Raw genomic sequence first — 17383 nt, forward strand, 5'->3', positions numbered from 1 at the left:
ACGGTCACCCGCGATGACGTGCCGTGCCCGCGCTGTGGACGCCCGCCGCGGCGGCTCGACACCGCCGCGGTACGGAGCGTGATGGCGCGGACGGGCGGGCGTCTCAGGCGTCCCGCCCTCAAGCGGAGCCGCTGAGCTCCCGCTGGGCCGCTTCCAGGACGGTCACCCGGCGCTGGTGCCGGCTCTCGTAGTCGCGCACCGCGCCGGCGTGCTCGTTGTCGAGGCGGGCGACGATCTCCTCGGCGGTCGCGTCGTCGTAGCCGGGCCACGGCGGCGTCGCCTTGAGCTGCTCGCCCTTCTCCAGTACGGCGCGGCGGCTGCGGTTCTCGCGCTCGTAGCTGATGACGGTCGCGAGGTCGTCCTGGCTCAGCTCGCTGAGCTTGGCGACGACCTGGCCGGCGTTGAGGTCGTCGTAGTCGTCGATCGGGAAGCTCGCGACCTTGGTGGGCTTCGCCTGGCCCGCGAGGGACGGGATCAGCGCGCGCAGGTCCGCGAGCATCCGCTCCTCGTCAGCGCGGTGACGGCGAGCGAGCTCGGCGATCGCGCTCTCCCCGAGCTCCTCCGCGAGCGCCTCGATCGCGTCGTAGGTGGCGATCTCGAGCGCCTCGGTGGCGCATTCGTCCTTCGCGTTCTTGAGGAGCTTCTCGTCGAAGTCCGTGCCGCCGCGGAGCAGGTCCAGCGGGCCCTTGGCCAGCACGAGCGCCTGGCCGACGACGCTCTCGGCGAGCCCGAGCGCGGAGTTGATGATGCTCGAGTCCGGCTCTGAGGCGTGCTCGGCGAGCGCGCCCGCGTGGCGGCGGGTCTCACGCAGGTGGCGCTCGAGCAGCGTGCGGTAGTCGCCGTGCGGCGTCATCGCGATGTGGGCGGTGAGGGTCGTGACCAGCGCCCGCTCGGTCGCGAGCGCCTCGTTGAGGTAGCGATTCAGTCGGTGCAGATCCGTTGCCATGGTTCTTGGGCTACCCGGATAGGGTCTGGTTGGTGCCCCAACCGAAGCGCGTCGAGGTCACTGTGGGGGATGTCACGGTGTCGCTCTCGAACCTGACGAAGCCGATGTATCCGCAGGTCGGCTTCACGAAGGGTCACGTGATCGACTACTACACGCGGATCGCACCGACGCTGCTGCCGCACCTGGAGGCGCGGCCGTTGACGCTCAAGCGCTACCCGAACGGGGTCGAGGGGACGTTCTTCTACGAGAAGCGCTGCCCGGCGCACCGGCCCGCCTGGGTGCGGACGGCGCCGGTGTGGAGCGGGCAGAACGAGGGCGACATCGATTTCTGCCTGTGCGAGGACCTGCCGACGCTCGTGTGGCTGGCGAACCTGGCCGACCTCGAGCTGCACACGCCGATGGCGCGCGTGCCGGACATGGACAACCCGTCGATGGTCGCCTTCGACCTCGATCCCGGGCCGCCGGCCACGATCGTCGAGTGCGCGCGGGTGGCGCTGGAGCTGCGGCGCTCGTTCGAGTACTTCGGGCTGGAGGCGTTCCCGAAGACGTCCGGCTCGAAGGGGATGCAGGTGTACCTGCCGCTCAACGTGCCCGGCGTGACCTACGAGGACACGCGGGCGTTCTCGCGCGGGCTCGCGCAGGTGCTGGCACGGCGGATGCCGGACCTGATCGAGCCCGACATGGCGCGCGCCAAGCGGGCCGGCAAGGTCTACGTCGACTGGTCCCAGAACGACCGGCACAAGACGACGGTCAACGTCTACTCGCTGCGGGCGATGGACCGCCCGACGGTCTCGACGCCGCTGACCTGGGACGAGGTCGCGGACATGACCGAGCCGCTCGCGTTCACCTCGGCCGAGGTGCTCGAGCGCGTCGAGCGCATGGGGGACCTGTTCGCGCCGGTCCAGACGCTCGAGCAGGAGCTGCCGCGCTAGGCGGCTTGGGGCTGAGCGCCCGGACCCGCGTGGACGCGGACGTCCGTGGCGCTGAGCTTGGCGCCGCACGTGGTGCACGTGCGGTGGGCGTCCAGGGTGCCGCCGCAGTCGCGGTGCGTGAGCACGATCGGCGGGCCGTCCGGCGCGTAGTAGCGGTCACCGAACTGCATCAGGGTGACCATCACCGGCCACAGGTCCAGGCCCTTGTCGGTCAGCCGGTACTCGAAGCGCTGCGGGCGCTCCTGGTAGGCGACCTTCGTGAGCACGCCCTCCTCCTGCAGGCGCTGGAGGCGCTGCGTGAGGACGTTGCGGGCGATGCCGAGGCCGGCGGCGATCTCGTCGAACTTGCGGTGGCCGAAGTAGACCTCGCGCAGGATCAGCACCGTCCAGCGCTCGCCGACGAGCTCGAGCGTCTTGGCGACGCTGCAGTTCTGTCCTTCATACAGGCGGCCGAGCATCTCCAGTCGAGAGTAGCGTGATGCAACGCGCTGATGGCCGCCTGTGGTCCGACCGCCGACCTGACCGGCGTTACGGTCGGCCGCGATCGCGGTACGTTCCCCACATGGACCTCGAAGAGCGCACCCTCGACGACACCATCGCGCGAACGTGCTCCGTCTGCGGCGCGAAGCTGACGAGCGCTGAGATCAAGGACGCCCGCGAAGCCGGCGGCCCGTTCCTCTGCTCGGTGCACGCGGCCGAAGTGGCGCCGGCCGACGAGATCGCGACGGACATCGAGCCTTCGTAGCGGAGCGCGGCTCAGCTCGCGTCGGCGGGTGAGCGGCTTGCGCCGGGTGCGCCCGGGCGCGGACCCGCGCTTGCTGCACGGCGCTGGTCAGTTTGCTGGGCAGAGCCCAGCAAACTGACCAGGTGCACCGCGCCGCCCGCACTGCGCCCCTCCTCGCGGCCACTCACGCCGCGATCTCGACCAGCCGCTCCCCCAGTGCCCGCACGGCCGCACGCAGCTCCGCCGGCTCGACGATCGTGAACGCACACCCGGCCCCGGCCAGCAGGCCCGCGGCCCAGTCCAGGGAGTCGGCTCGCAGGCGCAGGCGCGTGCCACCGTCGACGGCGTCGAGCTCGGCCAGCGTCGCCGGGAACCGTCGCGCGGCCTCGTCGACCGTGCAGTCGAGCACCACCTCGACCTCGTAGCGCCACGGCACGCGCGCGAGGGAGCGACTCACGTAGGCGGTCGCGTCGAAGCCGTCCGGCGCCGGGGCGCCCGCCGCGCCCACGTCGACCAGGGTCACGCGGTCCGCGCGGAGCGTCCGCAGCGATTGGCGCTGGTGGTCGAACGCGGCGACGTACCAGCGGCCTGCGTGCGCGACGACGCCGTGCGGGCTCAGCTCGCGCGCCGTCTCGACGCCGGCGGAGTCGGTGTAGATGACGGCGGCCTTGCGGCCGCGGGCGGCGGCGTCGGCCAGCGCGAGCACGGTCTCGCCGTCGGGCGGCGCGGCCTCGACCTCGCCGGTGAACCCGAGCACGTGGTCGAGCGCCTCGACGCCGCGGCGCATGCGGTCGGGCAGGACCTGGCGGACCTTGCGCAGGGCGCTGTCGGCCTCGAGGCCCAGCCGCCGGGCGGCGAGCAGCCCGAGCGCGACCGCGGCGGCCTCTCCGCTCGTGAACATCAGCGGGGGCACGCGGAACCCGGGCTTGAGCCGGTAGCTGCCCCCGCGGCCGCGCTCGCCCTCGACCGGAATGCCGAGATCGCGTAGGGCGACGATGTCGCGGCGCACCGTGCGTACGTCGACGCCGAGGCGTTGCGCGAGCTCGGGCCCGGTCGCGGTGCCGTGGTCCTGCAGAGCTTCGAGCAGCTCGAGCACTCGTCCGGCCTTCGCCATTAGAGGACCGATTCTGCCCTGTTTACCCCGTACGGTCCAGCCCATGCCCCACGAACCCCGGAACATCAGCTTCTTCGGACGCGAAGGCCACACCAAGCACTACGGCGTCGGTGACCCCGATCCGGCCCACGTCGCGGCGGTCCGCTCACGCGCGCGCGTGAGCGAGCCCGGCTTCACGATCGCCCATCGCGGCGTGTCCGCGGCGCTGAGCCTCGTCTACTGGTGGGCGAACGAGAACGAGCTGCACGCCGACTTCTACGTCGCCCCGCTGGATGCGCCCGACCAGCTCGTCCCCTACGAGAGCACGGGGATCACGTGCGTGTGGGAGATGGAGGTGCTGGACTTCGAGCGCCGCGCGTGGCTGCAGGACGTCCTGATCGACGGGGACCTCGAGGCCTACCTGGACGCGGCGCTCGAGCCGGTGGCCATCTGATGCCCGTCACCGACTTCGACTTCCTCCCGGGCCGCTGGGAGGTCACCAACCACAAGCTCGTCGACGGCGAGTGGCAGACGTTCATGGCGACCTCGACCGCCTTCGCGATGCTCGGCGGCGTCGGCAACCACGACCACTTCGTCACCGACGGCTACGAGGGCTTCAGCCTGCGCCTGCACGACCCGGAGTCCGACACGTGGCGCATCTGGTGGTCCTCGACGCAGCGCCCGGGCCGGCTGGACCCGCCCGTCGAGGGTCGCTTCCACGCGGACGGCACGGCCACGTTCGAGGCCGACGACGTCCTGGACGGGGTCCCGCTGCGCATGCGCTTCGTCTGGTCGGAGATCACGTCCGACTCCGCCCGCTGGGAGCAGTTCTTCTCCCTCGACGGCGGCAGCAGCTGGGAGTCGAACTGGATCATGGAGCTCCGGCGAGTCTGATGTCCGAGGCGCGCCCACTCGACCCGTCCTTCGGAGGTGAAGTGCCCGCGCCGGCCGCGTCGCGCGCGGCCTGCGCGGCGTCCTCCGGCGCCAAGGTGCCCGTGCCGGCACCGCGTCGCGGGCGGCGTGCGCGGCGCGCCCCGTCGCCGGGGCGCGCCGGGCGGGATCTAAGCGGGCGAGGCGACCAGCTTTTGGGCCGCGTCGAAGATCGCGTCCGCGTCGATCTTCGCGCCGTGCAGGAGCTCCTCGGGTGTGCCGGAGCCGGGGATCTCGCGGACGGCCAGCTTGACGACGTGCGTCTGCTCGTCGCCGGCGGCGAGTGCGTCCAGCACGGCGTCGCCCAGGCCGCCTTCGGGGGCGTGGTCCTCGACGGTGATGATCGCGCCGCAGTCGCGGGCGGCGGCGCGGACCGCCTCGGCGTCGATCGGCTTGATCGAGTACGCGTCGAGCACCCGCGCGTGCACGCCGCCGTCGGCCAGGCGCTCGGCGGCCTTGACCGCCTCGTCGACCGTGATGCCGGTGGCGATGATGGCCACGTCGTCGCCCTCGTGGGCGACGCGCGAGCCGCCGATGCGCACGTCCTCGTCGGGGGCGGTGCGCACGGGGGTCTTGCCGCGCAGCGTGCGGATGAACGAGATGCCGTCCTGGTCGGCCAGCGCGGCCACGAGCTTGGCCGCCTGCTGCGCGTCGCTCGGCTGCAGGACGGTCGAGCCGTGGATCGCGCGGATCGAGGCGATGTCCTCGAGCGCCATCTGCGACGGGCCGTCCTCGCCGATGGAGACGCCCGCGTGCGAGCCGCTGAGCACGAACTTCGCCTGGGAGATCGCCGCCATGCGGACGAAGTCGTACGCGCGCGAGAGGAACGCCGCGAAGGTCGACATGTACGGCGTCCAGCCGCGCACCTGCATGCCCACGCCGGCCGCGACGAGCTGCTGCTCGGCGATGAACATCTCGAAGTAGCGGTCGGGATGCGCCTCGCGGAAGTCCTCGGAGTGCGTGGAGTTGGACACTTCGCCGTCGAGGGCGACCACGTCGCCGCGGATGTTCGCCAGTGCCGCGATCGCCTCGCCGTAGGCCTTGCGCGTTGCGACCTCGTCGCCCAGCTCGTAGCTCGGCAGCTCGCCGCCGGGCGTCTCGAAGACGTGCGGCTGGCCGGCCTCCGGCTTCGCCACGTCCACCGACAGGTCGCGCTCGCCGCCCAGCTCCGCGATCGCGGCCTCAGCGTCGTCGACCGGTTTGCCGTGCTTGCCGGGCAGGTCCTCGACGGCCTTCACGCCGCGGCCCTTCATCGTCTTGGCGACGATCGCGACGGGCTGGCCCGTCGTGGCCTCGGCCTCGGCGTAGGCCGCCTCGATGGCCTCCACGTCGTGACCGTCGATCGCGATCGCCTTCCAGCCGAAGGCCTCGATCCGGCGCACATAGCCGTCGAGGTCCCAGCCGAGCATCGTCTCACGGGTCTGGCCGAGGCGGTTGACGTCGATGATCGCGGTCAGGTTGTCGAGCCCCTCCCAGCCGGCGTGCTGGAAGGCCTCCCACATCGAGCCCTCGGCCATCTCGGAGTCGCCGCAGAGCACCCAGACGCGGTACGGGAGCTTGTCGAGCGAACGGCCCGCCATCGCGACGCCCACGCCGATCGGCAGCCCCTGTCCGAGCGAGCCGGTGGCCACGTCCGTGGGCGGGATCGCCGGCGTCGGGTGGCCCTGCAGGCGAGACCCGAGCTTGCGGAAGGTGAGCAGCTCGGCGTCGTCGATCGCGCCGACCGCCTTCAGCACCGAGTAGTACAGGGGCGAGGCGTGGCCCTTGGAGAAGATCAGGTGGTCGTTGGCCGGGTTGTCCGTGTTGGCGTAGTCCAGGCGGAGGTGGCCGTCGATGAGCACCGCCATGAGGTCGGCGGCGGACATCGAGGAGGTCGGGTGGCCGGAGCCGGCGGCCGCGGAGCTGCGGATGGAGTCCACCCGCAGCTGCTGGCCGAGCTCCCGGCGGAAGTCGGCGTCGTGGGCCATCGTCGGTCCCTACGCCGCCACGAGCGTCTTGAGCTTGCTCTCGAGGCCCTCGATCAGGTCCGCGAACGACTTGGCGAACTTCTCGACGCCCTCGCGTTCGAGCACCTGCACGACCTCGTCGTAGGAGACGCCGGCCGCCTCGAACTGGTCGAGCAGCTTGCTCGCCTCGTCCGTGCCCTCGCGGATCGTGTCGCCGCGGATCTCGCCGTGGTCGAGGACGGCCTTGACCAGGTCGAGCGGAGCGGTGTTGACCGTGTCCGGGCCGACGAGCTCCTCGACGTACACGGTGTCCTTGTAGTTCGGGTTCTTCACGCCGGTGGAGGCCCAGAGGCAACGCTGCTTGGAGGCCCCCTTCTCCTCGAGCGCCTTCCACTGGGGCGAGGAGAAGACCTCTTCGTAGGTCTGGTAGGCGAGCTTGGCGTTGGCGATCGCGAGCTTGCCGAGCAGCTCGTCGTGGCCGCCGATCTGCTGGAGGCGCTTGTCGGCCTCGGTGTCCACGCGGGAGACGAAGAAGGAGGCGACGGACGCGACCTTGCGGGGGTCGCCGCCGCCGTCGACGAGGCGCTGGACGCCGCGGATGTAGGCCTCGGCGACCGCGCGGTGGCGCTCGAGCGAGAAGATCAGGGTGACGTTGACCGGGATGCCGGCGGCGACCGTGTCCTCGATCGCGGGCAGGCCCTCGAGCGTCGCGGGGATCTTGATGAGGAGGTTCGGGCGGTCGACCAGCTCGAACAGGCGCACGGCCTCGGACTTGGTCTTCTCGGTGTCGTGCGCGAGGTTCGGGTCGACCTCGAGCGAGACCCAGCCATCCTTGCCGTCACCTTCGTCCCAGACCGGGCGAAGGATGTCGCAGGCGTCGCGGATGTCGTCCTTCGCGAGCTGCCAGAAGATCTCCTTGGCGTCGTCGTGCTCGGCGCTGAGCTCGCGGATCTGGTCGTCGTAGGCGTCGCCTTCGGCGATCGCGCCCTGGAAGATCGTCGGGTTGGACGTGACGCCCTCGACTCCCTGCTCGACGAGGCCCTTCAGGTCGCCGTCCTTGACGAAGCGGCGCGAGAGGTAGTCGATCCAGACGCTCTGGCCGCGCTCGGCCAACTGCTGGAGCGGAGTGCTCATGAGGCGGTCCTTTCAAAGGGGGTTCTTACACAGTGACACTCCCCTTCAGGCCCTTTGAGATAACGATCGGTGAACCCCCCTGGATGGAGGGAGTGGACCGTCATGTCGCGAGGGAAGCCGGGACGCCGCAGCGCGGCGGCGTCCCTGCGATCAACGTGGCCGGCCCGAGAGCTCGCGCAGCCAAGCGGCTACAGCTTGCTCATCGCGCCTGGACTCCCGCCGCCGAGCGGCGCGCGCTTGGGAGGCCGTGATGGTGTTCGGCTCGGTCTTCCGGACGAAGCGCTGAGAGGGCGTCGTGGGGGGACGTCCCTGGTGCGGCTGCTGGTCCGCCTCAGAGGCAATCGACATTGCTGACAAACCTACCTGGCCGAATGGGGGTTGTCCACGCCTCTCGGGCCAACGGTGAAGGGATGTTCTCGACCTGACGTCGAAAATTTCCTAGTTTGCGAGGCAGGCCACGGGCACCAGGACGTACTCCAAAAAGAAGAGCACCCAGACCCGCATGTAGAAGCGCGTGAACCCGCTGTGGTCGCGGGGTTCCGCGGTTCTCGCCCAGTGCAGCAGCAGGGCCGCCGCGGCGGCGTGGCCGAGCGCGAGCACGAGCGGGTTCGCATAGTCGCGGAGCACGACGGGCGCGACCACGATCATCCCCGCGTACGCAATCAACAGGGCTGCCAAACCCATCCGGAACACCCGCTCGGGGCCGAGCCGGACGGTGAACGTGCGAATGCTGTACCGGCGGTCGCCTTCGATGTCCGGGACGTCCTTGAGCACCGCGATCGCGAGGCTGAACGGCAGGACGAACAGGCACAACGCGACGACCGGCGGGTCGATCCGCTCCGCGAAGTGCCAATACACGCCGAGGTTGACGATCACGGACCGCACGCCCGAGATGCACAGGGAGGCCGCGACCGGGTAGCGCTTGAGCCGCAGCGGCGGCAGCGAGTAGACCGCGCCGACCGCCAGGCCGGCCGCGACCGCGCCGGTCTCGACCGCCCCCTGCGTGAGCGCCAGCGTCAACGGCACGAGGCAGCACACGACCACCACGACGGTCGCCGCCCGCAGGCTCAGCTCGCCGGCGGCGATCGGCAGGAACGGCTTGTTGACCCGGTCGATCTCGACGTCCGTGAGCTGGTTGACCCCGACGATCGCGATGTTCACCGTCAGCCCGGCGACCAACGTCGCGGCCAGATCCCAGACTGGCGGAGCGACCTCCAGCGTGGTCGCCGCGATCACCCACAGGCCGATCACGGACAGCGCCGTGCCGATCACGGTGTGCGGCCGCGAGAACCGCCACAGCACGAGCACGGGGTTGACGCGCGCGGCGGCGGGAGCGGCGCCCCCGGCCGGTGCGTGGGCCGTGCCCGCGCGACTCACGTCGCGGCCCGTCGTTCTCTCCGCGCACGCAGCGCGAGCACCGCGGCGATCGGCACGAACGCCGCGCCCGCGGCCGAGCCCGCGACGAAGCGGGCGGCGAACTTGAGCGGGCTCGCCTTCGGCTCGACGACCGGGGCGGTCCGGGCCGCCGGGGACGGCCCAGGTGCGGGCTTGACGCCGCTGACCGCAAGGGCGTAAGGGACGCGTTCGTCGCGGTACCAGTCCGGGGCGAGCTCGACCGTGCGGACGTCGGTGAAGCCCGCCGCCTCCATCCAGCCGGTGTAGTCCTCGGCGGGCGGGAAGAGCATCCACGCCTCGGCGAGGGCGCGGGCCACGCGGTTGGCGGGGCGGACCGGGCCGATCACGAGCGCGACGCCGTCGGGTCGGGTGACGCGGTAGGCCTCGGCGATGCCCTGCTGCGGGTCGGGCCAGTACTCGATCGAGCCGGCCGAGACGTAGCGGTCGAACGTGTCGTCCGCGAACGGGAGGGCCTCGGCGTCGCCGAGCACCCGCTCGCAGGAGGCAAGGGCCGGCTTGGCGCGTGAGCGCTGCAGCTGGTGCGGGCTCTGGTCGAGCATGGTCACGTCGGCGGCGTTCACGCGCGCCACGATGCCCTCAGTGGTGAAGCCGGTGCCGGCGCCCGCGTCGAGCACCTTCACGCCGGGCTCCAAACGCGCCGCATCCAGCGCCAGGCCGCGCATCGCGGGCGTCCAGAACAGCGGGTTCACCCACCGGTCGTAGCCCAGCGAGAGGAACCGGTAGAACCAAAACGCCTCGCGTTTGTGCTGGATCAAGCGCATGGCCTGGGCACCATACGCGTGTGACCGACGTTCTGGACCAGTGGCTGCCCGACCCGGTGATCCGCAGCCGTCATCGCCGCGCGGCGGAGGCGACGCCCGAGGCGCTGTGGGAAGCCGCCAAGAGCGTGCGGCTGGAAGAGACGCGCAGGCTCGGGCGCCTCGTCGGCTGGCGCATTCCGGGGGTGCGGGGGGAGCAGACCTACCACGAGCTGTTCCGCGCCTACCCGTTCAACGTCCTCGAGGAATCCGACGAGCGGCTCGTGTCGGGGTTGTGCGGCCGGATCTGGACGCTGGCACGGGATTACCCGCGGCTCGACGGCCCGGGCGCGTTCGCGGAGTGGGACGAGGGCGGCACGGTCCGGGTGGCGTTCGCGCACGGCGTCGAGGCGCTCGAGGACGGGCGTGCCGAGCTGTGGTCGGAGGCACGCGTGCAGCCGGTGGACACCAGCGCGCGACTGCGGCTGAAGGCTGTCTGGGCGGTCGTCGGACCGTTCGAGCGGCTCGTCGGCGCCGAGCCGCTCGCGCTGGCGGCACGACGCGCCGAGACGGCCTGACGGACGGTCGCGACCGCGCCGGAAATGGCCCCCGGCCGACGCCACGTCAATATCCTCGCGCCCATGGAGGCGGACCCGGCGCGGATCGAGGCGGCTCGGCGGCTGCTCACGGAAGCTCCCGGCGAGGCGATCGACCGGCTGGCCGCGCTCGGCGCGCGCCTGCTGGGCGCTGCGCACGCCGAGGTGTCGCTGTTCACGGACGAGCAGGTGCCGCTCACCCCGCCGGCTCCGAAGCGCCCGTCCGCCGCGGCGGCGTCCGCCGCGACCTTCGCCGACCACACCCCGGAGCTCGGCGACGGCATCGCCGCCTACCTCGGCGCGCCGATCGAGGTCGCCGGCCACCGGGTCGGCGTGCTGTGCGTGTACGACGAGCAGGAGTTCACCTGGACCGAGCACGACCGCGACGTCCTGCGCGAGCTGGCCGCGGCGGTCGGCGCCGAGCTCGAACGCGGGTCGCTCGCCGCCGAGCTCGAGGACAGCACCGCGCGGCTGGACCTCGGCTTCGCCGCCGCGGACATCGGCAGCTTCGACTGGGACCTGACGACGGACGCGCTGCACTTCGACGCCCGCCTGTGCGAGCTGTTCGGCTACACGCCCGAGACCTGGCAGCCGCACATCCGGTCGTTCTCGGTGCGGCTGCACCCGGAGGACCGCGCGCGCACCGAGGCGGCCATCAACAAGGCGATCGAGAGCTGCGGGGACTACGAGGCCGACTACCGGGTCGTCCACCCGGACGGCGGCATCCGCTGGGTGGCTGCCCGCGGCCGCGTCCTGTGTGGCGTCGACGGCAAGCCCGCGCGGATGCTCGGCGCCGCCTACGACACGACCGCGGTCCACAGCGGCGCCGAACGGCTCGGCCGCGTGCTCGAGACGATGAGCACCGCGTTCCTGACCCTGGACCTCGACTGGAGGTTCACCTATGTCAACGGCGCGGCGGAGCGGATGCTCGGGCACAGCCGCGAGGATCTCGTCGGGCAAGAGCTGTGGGTGCTGTTCCCCGAGCTGCGCAACAGCGAAGCCGAGACCCGGTTCCGCGCCGCGCTGAAGACCGGTGACGAGGCCGGCTTCGAGCACTACCACCCGACGCTCGACGTGTGGTTCGACGTGCGCGCGATCCCGAGCGGCGACGGCCTCTCGGTCTACTTCCACGACATCACCGGCCGTGTGCGCGCCGAGCAGGACGCGGCCCGGCTCGCCGGCGAGCGCGAGGACGCGCTGGCCGCGAGCGGCGCCGCCACCGGCCGGCTGCAGATCCTCAGCGGCGCGAGTGCTCGCCTCGCCGGCACGCTCGAGGCCGAGGAGATCCTCGCGATCCTGTCCGACTTCGTCCTCAACGGGTTCGGCAGCGCTGTCGTGATCGCGCTCCAGGACCGGCTGATCCGCGACTTGGAGGGCAAGGAGACGTCGTCGGCCGGGTCGGGGTTCCGGATCGCGCACACGGTCAACGCCGACGAGGCGCTCCGGGACCGGTTCCTGCCCGTGGGGGCGCTCGCGGCGGCCGCCGTGCAGGAGCAGCCGGCGAGCACGTTCGACGCGTCGCTCGGGGACCGGCCGGCGCTCACGCTCCCGCTCGTGTCCCGCGGCCGGATGCTCGGCGCGCTGATCGTGCTCGACCCGCCGCACACCGCGCTGGACCGGCGCGTGCTGATCGAGCTGGCGGCGCGGGCCGGGGTCGCGCTCGACAACGCGATCCTCTACGGCAGCGAACGTCGCCTCGCGCTCACGCTCCAGCGCTCGCTGCTGCCCGCCGGGCTGCCCGAGCGTGAGGGCATCGCGCTCGCCGCGCGCTACCTACCCGGCACGGGTGGGCGCGACGTCGGCGGCGATTTCTACATCGCCCACCCGCTCGAGGACGACCGCCTGCTGCTCGTCATCGGCGACGTGATGGGTCACGGCGCGCAGGCCGCCGCGCGGATGGGCCAGCTGCGCTCCGTGCTCGCCGCCTACGCCTACGACGGCGACCCGCCCGACCGCGTGCTCGCGCACCTCAGCGTTCGCGCGCCCGCGCTGCTGGACCTGCCGATGGCGACCGTGCTCGCCTCGGTCTACGACCCCGCCGACCGCCGGCTGACGTTCTCGCTCGCCGGGCATCTCCCGCCGCTGATCGCCGCGCCCGGGCAGGACCCGCACTTCGTGGCCGCCCTACCCGGTCCACCGCTCGGCACCCAGGTCGGCGACTACGAGCGCCACGTCACCACGCTCCCGCCCGACGCGACGCTGGTCTTCTACACCGACGGCCTGATCGAGGAGCGCGACCGCGCGATCGACGTCGGCATGGAACGGCTGCGCCAGGCGCTCGTCGGGGTCGACCTCGGGCCCGACGACGTCGCCGACCACCTGCTCACCGCGCTCGACCGCGAGCACGGTGGGGAGGACGACATCGCCCTGCTCGTCATGCGGGCGTAGCGCCGTCTTCCAGCGCGGCCGCCACCGACTCCTCGTGCAGCCAGACGCGCCGCCCCCGCCGCACGGTCACCTCGACGCGACCGAGCAGGTGGTGGCGCGAGCGGACCTCGAGCCGCCGCTCGTCCGGCAGCGGCACCGGTAGCAGGAGCGGGTCGGAGGCCTCGCCGGTCAGCTCCACGTCCCAGCGCCAGTTGGACGCCCGCACGGCCCACTCGCCGCCGCCGGCCCGCGTGACCGTGCGCGCGAGCGGCGGGGCCAACGTGACGACCTCGTCCGGCGTCCACACGGCCACCGCCGTCGGGGCGACCCCGTGCACGCGTCCGCCCGCGAACGCCACGCACTCGGCCTGCCCCCACCACCAGTGCTCGGCGAACACCGCGCCCCAGTTCTTCTCGGCGTACACGGCGCTGTCGTCCAGGGAGCGGGAGCCGAAGGCGCCGCGCACCCGCGCGGACAGCAGCCACGGCGCCCAGTACTGGCCCAGGAACGGCACCATCTGCGCGGGCCCGAGGGGGCCGAACGGGCGGTTCCACTCACGCCGCCGCTCGAACGACGCCTGCAGGCCCGGCCCCAGCGACACGTCCAGCGACGTCGCGTCCGCGCGCAGGAAGTCCGTCTCGACGAGCATCCGCTCCCGCGACACGAACGCGCGCTCGGAGATCTCGGTCCACACCTCGCCGGAGGACGACGCGAGCGTGATCATCGCCCAGTCCGGGCACACGCCCGCGATCGCGCACACGCTCCAGCCCGGGCCGGAGAAGCGCCAGTAGTAGCCCTCGAGCCCGACGCCGTGCGCGCGCCGGTGATCGCCGAACGGGCCGTCCGCTCCCGTCCGGCGATAGAGCCGGGCTAACGAGAGATCAGGGCGTGGGTGACGGGGACGTTCCAGCGGGCCTCGCCGGCGGCGAGCGCCTCATCCTCGCGGTAGTCGCGGTCGCCTTCGGGGTGGGAGAAGATCACGATGCGGTCGGCCTTGAAGGTCACCAACGCGTCGTCGATGGCCTGGGCCGGCTCGGATTCTCCCACCTGGCCGGCGGCGTCGACGCCGTCCTCTTCCAGGCGCTCGACGGTCTCCGTCTGCGCCTCCTCGGCCTCCGCGATGGCGTCATCGGGATCGGACACCCAGAAGGCCAGCTTGGACTGGTTGGTGGCCGGCGAGAGGACGAGCACCTCCGCGCCCACCACCTCGTCGCCGAGGGTCTCGCGCAACAGCGACGAGTCGATCGGCTCGGGGGTGACGACGAGCAGTTTCACGCGGTCCGCGCTACCCGCGGTCCGGACGGGCAAAACCCCGCGGGGAGGTCCAGCGCGAGCGTCGCGAAGCCGAACCGCTGCTCGCCGTGGCCCGCGCCGGTGCGCGGGTGGTAGTACTCGCGGAACCCGCTGCGCTGCACCGCGTCGAGCGCGCCCTGGGCGAGCGCGTCGGCCTCGTCATGCGCGCCGAGCGCCCGCAGCCCGCCGACCAGCAGCCACGCGGTGTTCATCCACGCCGACCCGCGCCAGGTGCGGTACGCGTTGAAGCCCGGCCGGAACGACGGCTCTTCCATCGACACCGACGGCACGCCGAAGCGCGCGCGGTAGCGGCGCGGGTGCAGCAGGTGCTCCTCGGCGAGGCGGGTGCGGATCTCGACCGGCAGGTGGGTCAGGGCGAGCGGCGCGAGCGCCGACCAGGTGGAGACCTCGACGCGCTGCTCGTCGCGACCGGCGAGGTCGAAGAACAGGCCGCGCCGGGCGTCCCAGCAGCGGTCGACGAGCGCGGCCTCGGTGCGCGCGGCCTCCGCGTCCCACGACGCGTCGCCGGTGAGCCGGGCGAGCGCACGCAGCGAGAGGGCGTGCGCGGTGTTGACCAGCACGTCCTCGACGTGCTCGTCGGTGGTGCGCGTGAGCGTCGCGGCACTCCAGCGGGCGCGTCGGCAACGCTGGACGAGCCGCGCGTAGCCGGGCTTCCAGTGCGCCATCCGGCCGTAGACGGCGTCGTACTTGGGTGAGTCGTCGAGACCCGACTCGTCGGGGAGGAGGATCGTCAGCATGCCATCGCCGTCGGGGTCGCGCTCGCGGATCAACCAGCGCGCGTGCGCCTCGAGCGCGGCGAGGTCGGCCGCGGTCGCGCCGCCCGCGTACTCCCACGCGACCGGCAGCAGCGGCGTCTGGATCGACTCGGTGGCCGTGTCACCGCGGTAGCCGGCGGTGGCGTAGAACGGCGCGCGGCGCCAGCGCGGTGACGCCTGCCAGAACGCGGTGTGCGGGACGAAGCCGTCCGCACGGCCGGCCCGGACGAGCGTGCGCAGCTCGGCCCGGGCGCGCTCGGGCTCGAGGTGCGACCACGCGACTGCGTGGAAGCACGAGTCCCAGCTCCACTGGTGCTGGTAGCGCCGCGGCGACGGGCAGGTGAACGCGAACGGCGTCCCGTCCCGGCGGAGGCCCTCGCGCCAGTTGGCCCGCAGGACCTCCTCAGCAGAGGTCGTCGTAGGTCACCGCCGCTCGGTCGCGCGCGACGTGCAACACCCGCTCGACCGCCTCGACGTGGCGTGGGTGGTCGAAGTCGGCGGGGTGCAGGTCGAGCCGCATGAGGTCACGCGAGAAGCGCGCGCCGGCGCGCACGACCAGCGGCGAGGTGCCGCGCTTGAGCGCGCCGGAGGTGCCGAGGCAGAGCGCGGGCGTGCGCAGCGGCACGCGCCCGTGCAGGCCGAGCAGCGTGGCCCACCAGTCGAAGCGCTCGGCGAGGACGGTGCGCAGCGCGCCGGTGTACGCGTAGGCGGGGGCGACGAAGCCGCGCGGCGTGATGCCCGCGTCGACGAGCACGCGGCGGCCGGCCTCGACGGACTCTGCGGTGGCCTCGGCGTCCATCCCTGCGTACTCGGCCGCGATCCCGCCCTGCCACTGGCGGACGATCCGGGTGCCGAAGCGCGCCGGCCGCGTCTGGCGGTGACGCAGGCCGTGCTGGGCGATCGCGTCGCCGGCGTCCTGGCGGTCGAGCAGCCAGTAGGCGAGCTCGGGCGAGCGGCTCGTGAACGGGTGCAGCTGCGGCGCGGGGATGACGAGCAGCGTCACGCGGTCGACGCCGCGGTCGGAGAGCCACTCGCGGATCTCCTGGCAGCGGCGGTACGTCGCCGGCTCCACGTCGTGCAGCGCGATCGCCAGCTTGGGGCCCGCGACGCGCTCACGGGCGGCGTCGTCGAGGAGCGGGAGCCGGACGTCGTCGTGACCGGGGACGGGCCGCGCGGCTTCGACATGGTGGTTCGGGCTCGTCTCGTCGAGCCTCGGGTCCTGCGCGCGGCCGGCCGGCCGTGGGTCGTCGCGGTACGGGTCGGCGAACCTCACAGGGCCTCCAGGTCGGCCAGCTCGGACGCGAACGCCGTCTCCCATCGGTGCGCGGCGGCGAAGCGCGCGGCGGCGAGCCGGTTCGGCGTGCGCGCCCGTGCACGCTCGATCGCGGCGAGCAGCGCGTCGACGTCCTCGGCGGGGAACGTCTCGGCGAGCGGGCCGATCACCCGCGCGGACGGCGCGGCTTCGCACGCGACGACGGCGGCGCCGCTGGCGGCCGCCTCGAACGCGACGAGCCCGAACGTCTCCAGCGCGCCCGGCATCACCACGCAGCGCGCGGCCTCGTAGGCGCGCGCCAGCGCCTCGCGGTCCGGCTCGTGGCCCAGCATGCGGACGCGGTCGCCCAGCCCGAGCCGGCGCGCGCGGGCGAGCACGTGCTGCTCGGCCGAGCCGGTGCCCATGATCCACAGCGGCCACGGGTCCTCGGCACGCGCGGCCGCCTCCAGCAGCTCGAAGATGCCCTTCTCGCGTCCGAGCCGCCCGGCGTAGAGCACGTGGTCGCCGCGCCGCACCTCGCCGCTCGGGAAGAACGCGGGATCGAGCCCGAAGCGCAGCGGCAACGTCGCCTCGCGCCCGGTGTCCCCGAGCGGGTCGCACGCGGCCATCACGGCGTCGACGTGGCCGTACACGTGACGCAGCCAGCGGCCCAGCGCAGGCCGGTACAGGCGGTCGGGCCCGGGCAGCGCGGCCGCGTCGCGCGCGAGCGAGCCGTGATGGACCATCACCACGCGCGCGCCGACCGACCGAGCCGCGGCGACCGCGGCCCGCGGCGCCCAGAACGGGTCGTGCAGGAGGACGACGTCCGGCTCGAGCTCGCGCAGCAGGTCCACGAGCGGCTTCGATCCGAGCGGCCAGCGGTACCCGTTGCTGGCGGCGACGCGCACCGACGGCAGCGCGCACGTCGGCCCGCTCACGTCGTGCTGCGCGCCGGGGACGACGAGCCGGTGCTCGAAGGCGCCGGTCCGCGCGGCGTACGCGGCCTTCGCGTCCAGGTACGTGCGGATGCCGCCGCTGCGCTCCCCATAGAAGAGCGCGACGTCCACGACGCGCAGCGGCCGCTCGGGCTCGACGAGCCGCAGCAGCCCCCGCTCGGGCGCGAGCACGGCGCTCACGCCCGCACCTCCGAACCTAAAGGGGTCAGACCCGTTAATGTTCCTTTAGATTTCGTGACGAGCGCTTTTTGGCGTAGCAGAGCGGAAGTCGGCGTGTCGGGGAGG

At 72.8% G+C, this 17383-nt stretch carries 18 protein-coding genes; 6 read left to right on the forward strand and 12 right to left on the reverse strand.

The window, feature by feature from the left end; genetic code table 11:
• Window positions 1-118 precede the first annotated feature (118 nt).
• Window positions 119-946, reverse strand: a complete 828-nt coding sequence (locus C8N24_RS18830; RefSeq protein ID WP_121252478.1) for a DUF892 family protein — start codon at window positions 944-946, stop codon at window positions 119-121.
• A gap of 32 nt (window positions 947-978) precedes the next feature.
• On the opposite strand from C8N24_RS18830, the gene ligD reads away from it, so the two are divergent.
• Window positions 979-1878 (forward strand): non-homologous end-joining DNA ligase, encoded by a 900-nt coding sequence (gene ligD, locus C8N24_RS18835; protein WP_211340019.1) that lies wholly within the window; start codon window positions 979-981, stop codon window positions 1876-1878.
• Here ligD and C8N24_RS18840 read toward each other — a convergent pair.
• Window positions 1875-2336, reverse strand: coding sequence for a winged helix-turn-helix transcriptional regulator (locus C8N24_RS18840; RefSeq protein ID WP_121252480.1), 462 nt, complete (start codon window positions 2334-2336; stop codon window positions 1875-1877). The genes ligD and C8N24_RS18840 overlap by 4 nt on opposite strands.
• A gap of 104 nt (window positions 2337-2440) precedes the next feature.
• Here C8N24_RS18840 and C8N24_RS18845 point away from each other — a divergent pair, with 104 nt between their 5' ends.
• Window positions 2441-2623, forward strand: coding sequence for a hypothetical protein (locus C8N24_RS18845; RefSeq protein ID WP_121252482.1), 183 nt, complete (start codon window positions 2441-2443; stop codon window positions 2621-2623).
• 163 nt (window positions 2624-2786) lie between these two features.
• On the opposite strand, the gene C8N24_RS18850 is transcribed toward C8N24_RS18845, so the two are convergent.
• Complete coding sequence (locus C8N24_RS18850) at window positions 2787-3716, reverse strand: helix-turn-helix transcriptional regulator (protein ID WP_121252484.1); 930 nt, start codon at window positions 3714-3716, stop codon at window positions 2787-2789.
• A 43-nt stretch (window positions 3717-3759) separates the two neighbouring features.
• Here C8N24_RS18850 and C8N24_RS18855 point away from each other — a divergent pair, with 43 nt between their 5' ends.
• Together C8N24_RS18855 and C8N24_RS18860 are read left to right on the forward strand one after the other, a co-directional pair.
• Window positions 3760-4149: a hypothetical protein gene (locus C8N24_RS18855; protein ID WP_121252486.1), complete on the forward strand. Its 390-nt coding sequence runs from the start codon at window positions 3760-3762 to the stop codon at window positions 4147-4149.
• On the forward strand, window positions 4149-4589 hold the full coding sequence (locus C8N24_RS18860) for a hypothetical protein (protein ID WP_121252488.1): 441 nt from the start codon (window positions 4149-4151) through the stop codon (window positions 4587-4589). The genes C8N24_RS18855 and C8N24_RS18860 overlap by 1 nt, the downstream gene beginning before the upstream one ends.
• A 167-nt stretch (window positions 4590-4756) precedes the next feature.
• On the opposite strand, the gene C8N24_RS18865 is transcribed toward C8N24_RS18860, so the two are convergent.
• The 4 genes from C8N24_RS18865 to C8N24_RS18880 form a co-directional block, all read right to left on the reverse strand.
• A complete protein-coding gene (locus C8N24_RS18865) occupies window positions 4757-6592 on the reverse strand; it encodes a transketolase (protein ID WP_121252490.1) in 1836 nt (611 codons plus the stop codon).
• Between the two features lie 9 nt (window positions 6593-6601).
• On the reverse strand, window positions 6602-7705 hold the full coding sequence (gene tal / locus C8N24_RS18870) for a transaldolase (RefSeq protein WP_121252492.1): 1104 nt from the start codon (window positions 7703-7705) through the stop codon (window positions 6602-6604).
• Window positions 7706-8143: 438 nt separating this feature from the next.
• On the reverse strand, window positions 8144-9082 hold the full coding sequence (locus C8N24_RS18875; protein WP_170179199.1) for a homogentisate phytyltransferase: 939 nt from the start codon (window positions 9080-9082) through the stop codon (window positions 8144-8146).
• Complete coding sequence (locus tag C8N24_RS18880) at window positions 9079-9882, reverse strand: methyltransferase domain-containing protein (protein WP_121252496.1); 804 nt, start codon at window positions 9880-9882, stop codon at window positions 9079-9081. Before C8N24_RS18880 ends, C8N24_RS18875 begins: the two co-directional genes overlap by 4 nt.
• A 20-nt stretch (window positions 9883-9902) precedes the next feature.
• On the opposite strand from C8N24_RS18880, the gene C8N24_RS18885 reads away from it, so the two are divergent.
• Window positions 9903-10436: a hypothetical protein gene (locus C8N24_RS18885; RefSeq protein WP_121252498.1), complete on the forward strand. Its 534-nt coding sequence runs from the start codon at window positions 9903-9905 to the stop codon at window positions 10434-10436.
• A gap of 63 nt (window positions 10437-10499) precedes the next feature.
• A complete protein-coding gene (locus C8N24_RS18890; protein WP_170179200.1) occupies window positions 10500-12842 on the forward strand; it encodes a SpoIIE family protein phosphatase in 2343 nt (780 codons plus the stop codon).
• Here the strand turns inward: C8N24_RS18890 and C8N24_RS18895 are convergent.
• From C8N24_RS18895 to C8N24_RS18915, 5 genes are all read right to left on the reverse strand, one after another.
• Window positions 12829-13581 carry a tocopherol cyclase family protein gene (locus tag C8N24_RS18895; protein ID WP_121252503.1) on the reverse strand — a complete coding sequence of 251 codons (753 nt, stop codon included), beginning with the start codon at window positions 13579-13581 and terminating at the stop codon, window positions 12829-12831. The genes C8N24_RS18890 and C8N24_RS18895 overlap by 14 nt on opposite strands.
• 110 nt (window positions 13582-13691) lie before the next feature.
• Entirely contained in the window at window positions 13692-14096 is a 405-nt protein-coding gene (locus tag C8N24_RS18900) for a hypothetical protein (protein WP_147447877.1), read from the reverse strand.
• Window positions 14093-15286 carry an MGH1-like glycoside hydrolase domain-containing protein gene (locus tag C8N24_RS18905; RefSeq protein WP_425474458.1) on the reverse strand — a complete coding sequence of 398 codons (1194 nt, stop codon included), beginning with the start codon at window positions 15284-15286 and terminating at the stop codon, window positions 14093-14095. The genes C8N24_RS18900 and C8N24_RS18905 overlap by 4 nt, the downstream gene beginning before the upstream one ends.
• A 7-nt stretch (window positions 15287-15293) precedes the next feature.
• Window positions 15294-16163, reverse strand: a complete 870-nt coding sequence (locus tag C8N24_RS18910; RefSeq protein ID WP_170179202.1) for a DUF2334 domain-containing protein — start codon at window positions 16161-16163, stop codon at window positions 15294-15296.
• Complete coding sequence (locus C8N24_RS18915; RefSeq protein ID WP_121252511.1) at window positions 16160-17278, reverse strand: glycosyltransferase; 1119 nt, start codon at window positions 17276-17278, stop codon at window positions 16160-16162. The genes C8N24_RS18910 and C8N24_RS18915 overlap by 4 nt, the downstream gene beginning before the upstream one ends.
• Window positions 17279-17383 lie beyond the last annotated feature (105 nt).

Source organism: Solirubrobacter pauli (genome assembly GCF_003633755.1).
GTDB lineage: Bacteria > Actinomycetota > Thermoleophilia > Solirubrobacterales > Solirubrobacteraceae > Solirubrobacter > Solirubrobacter pauli.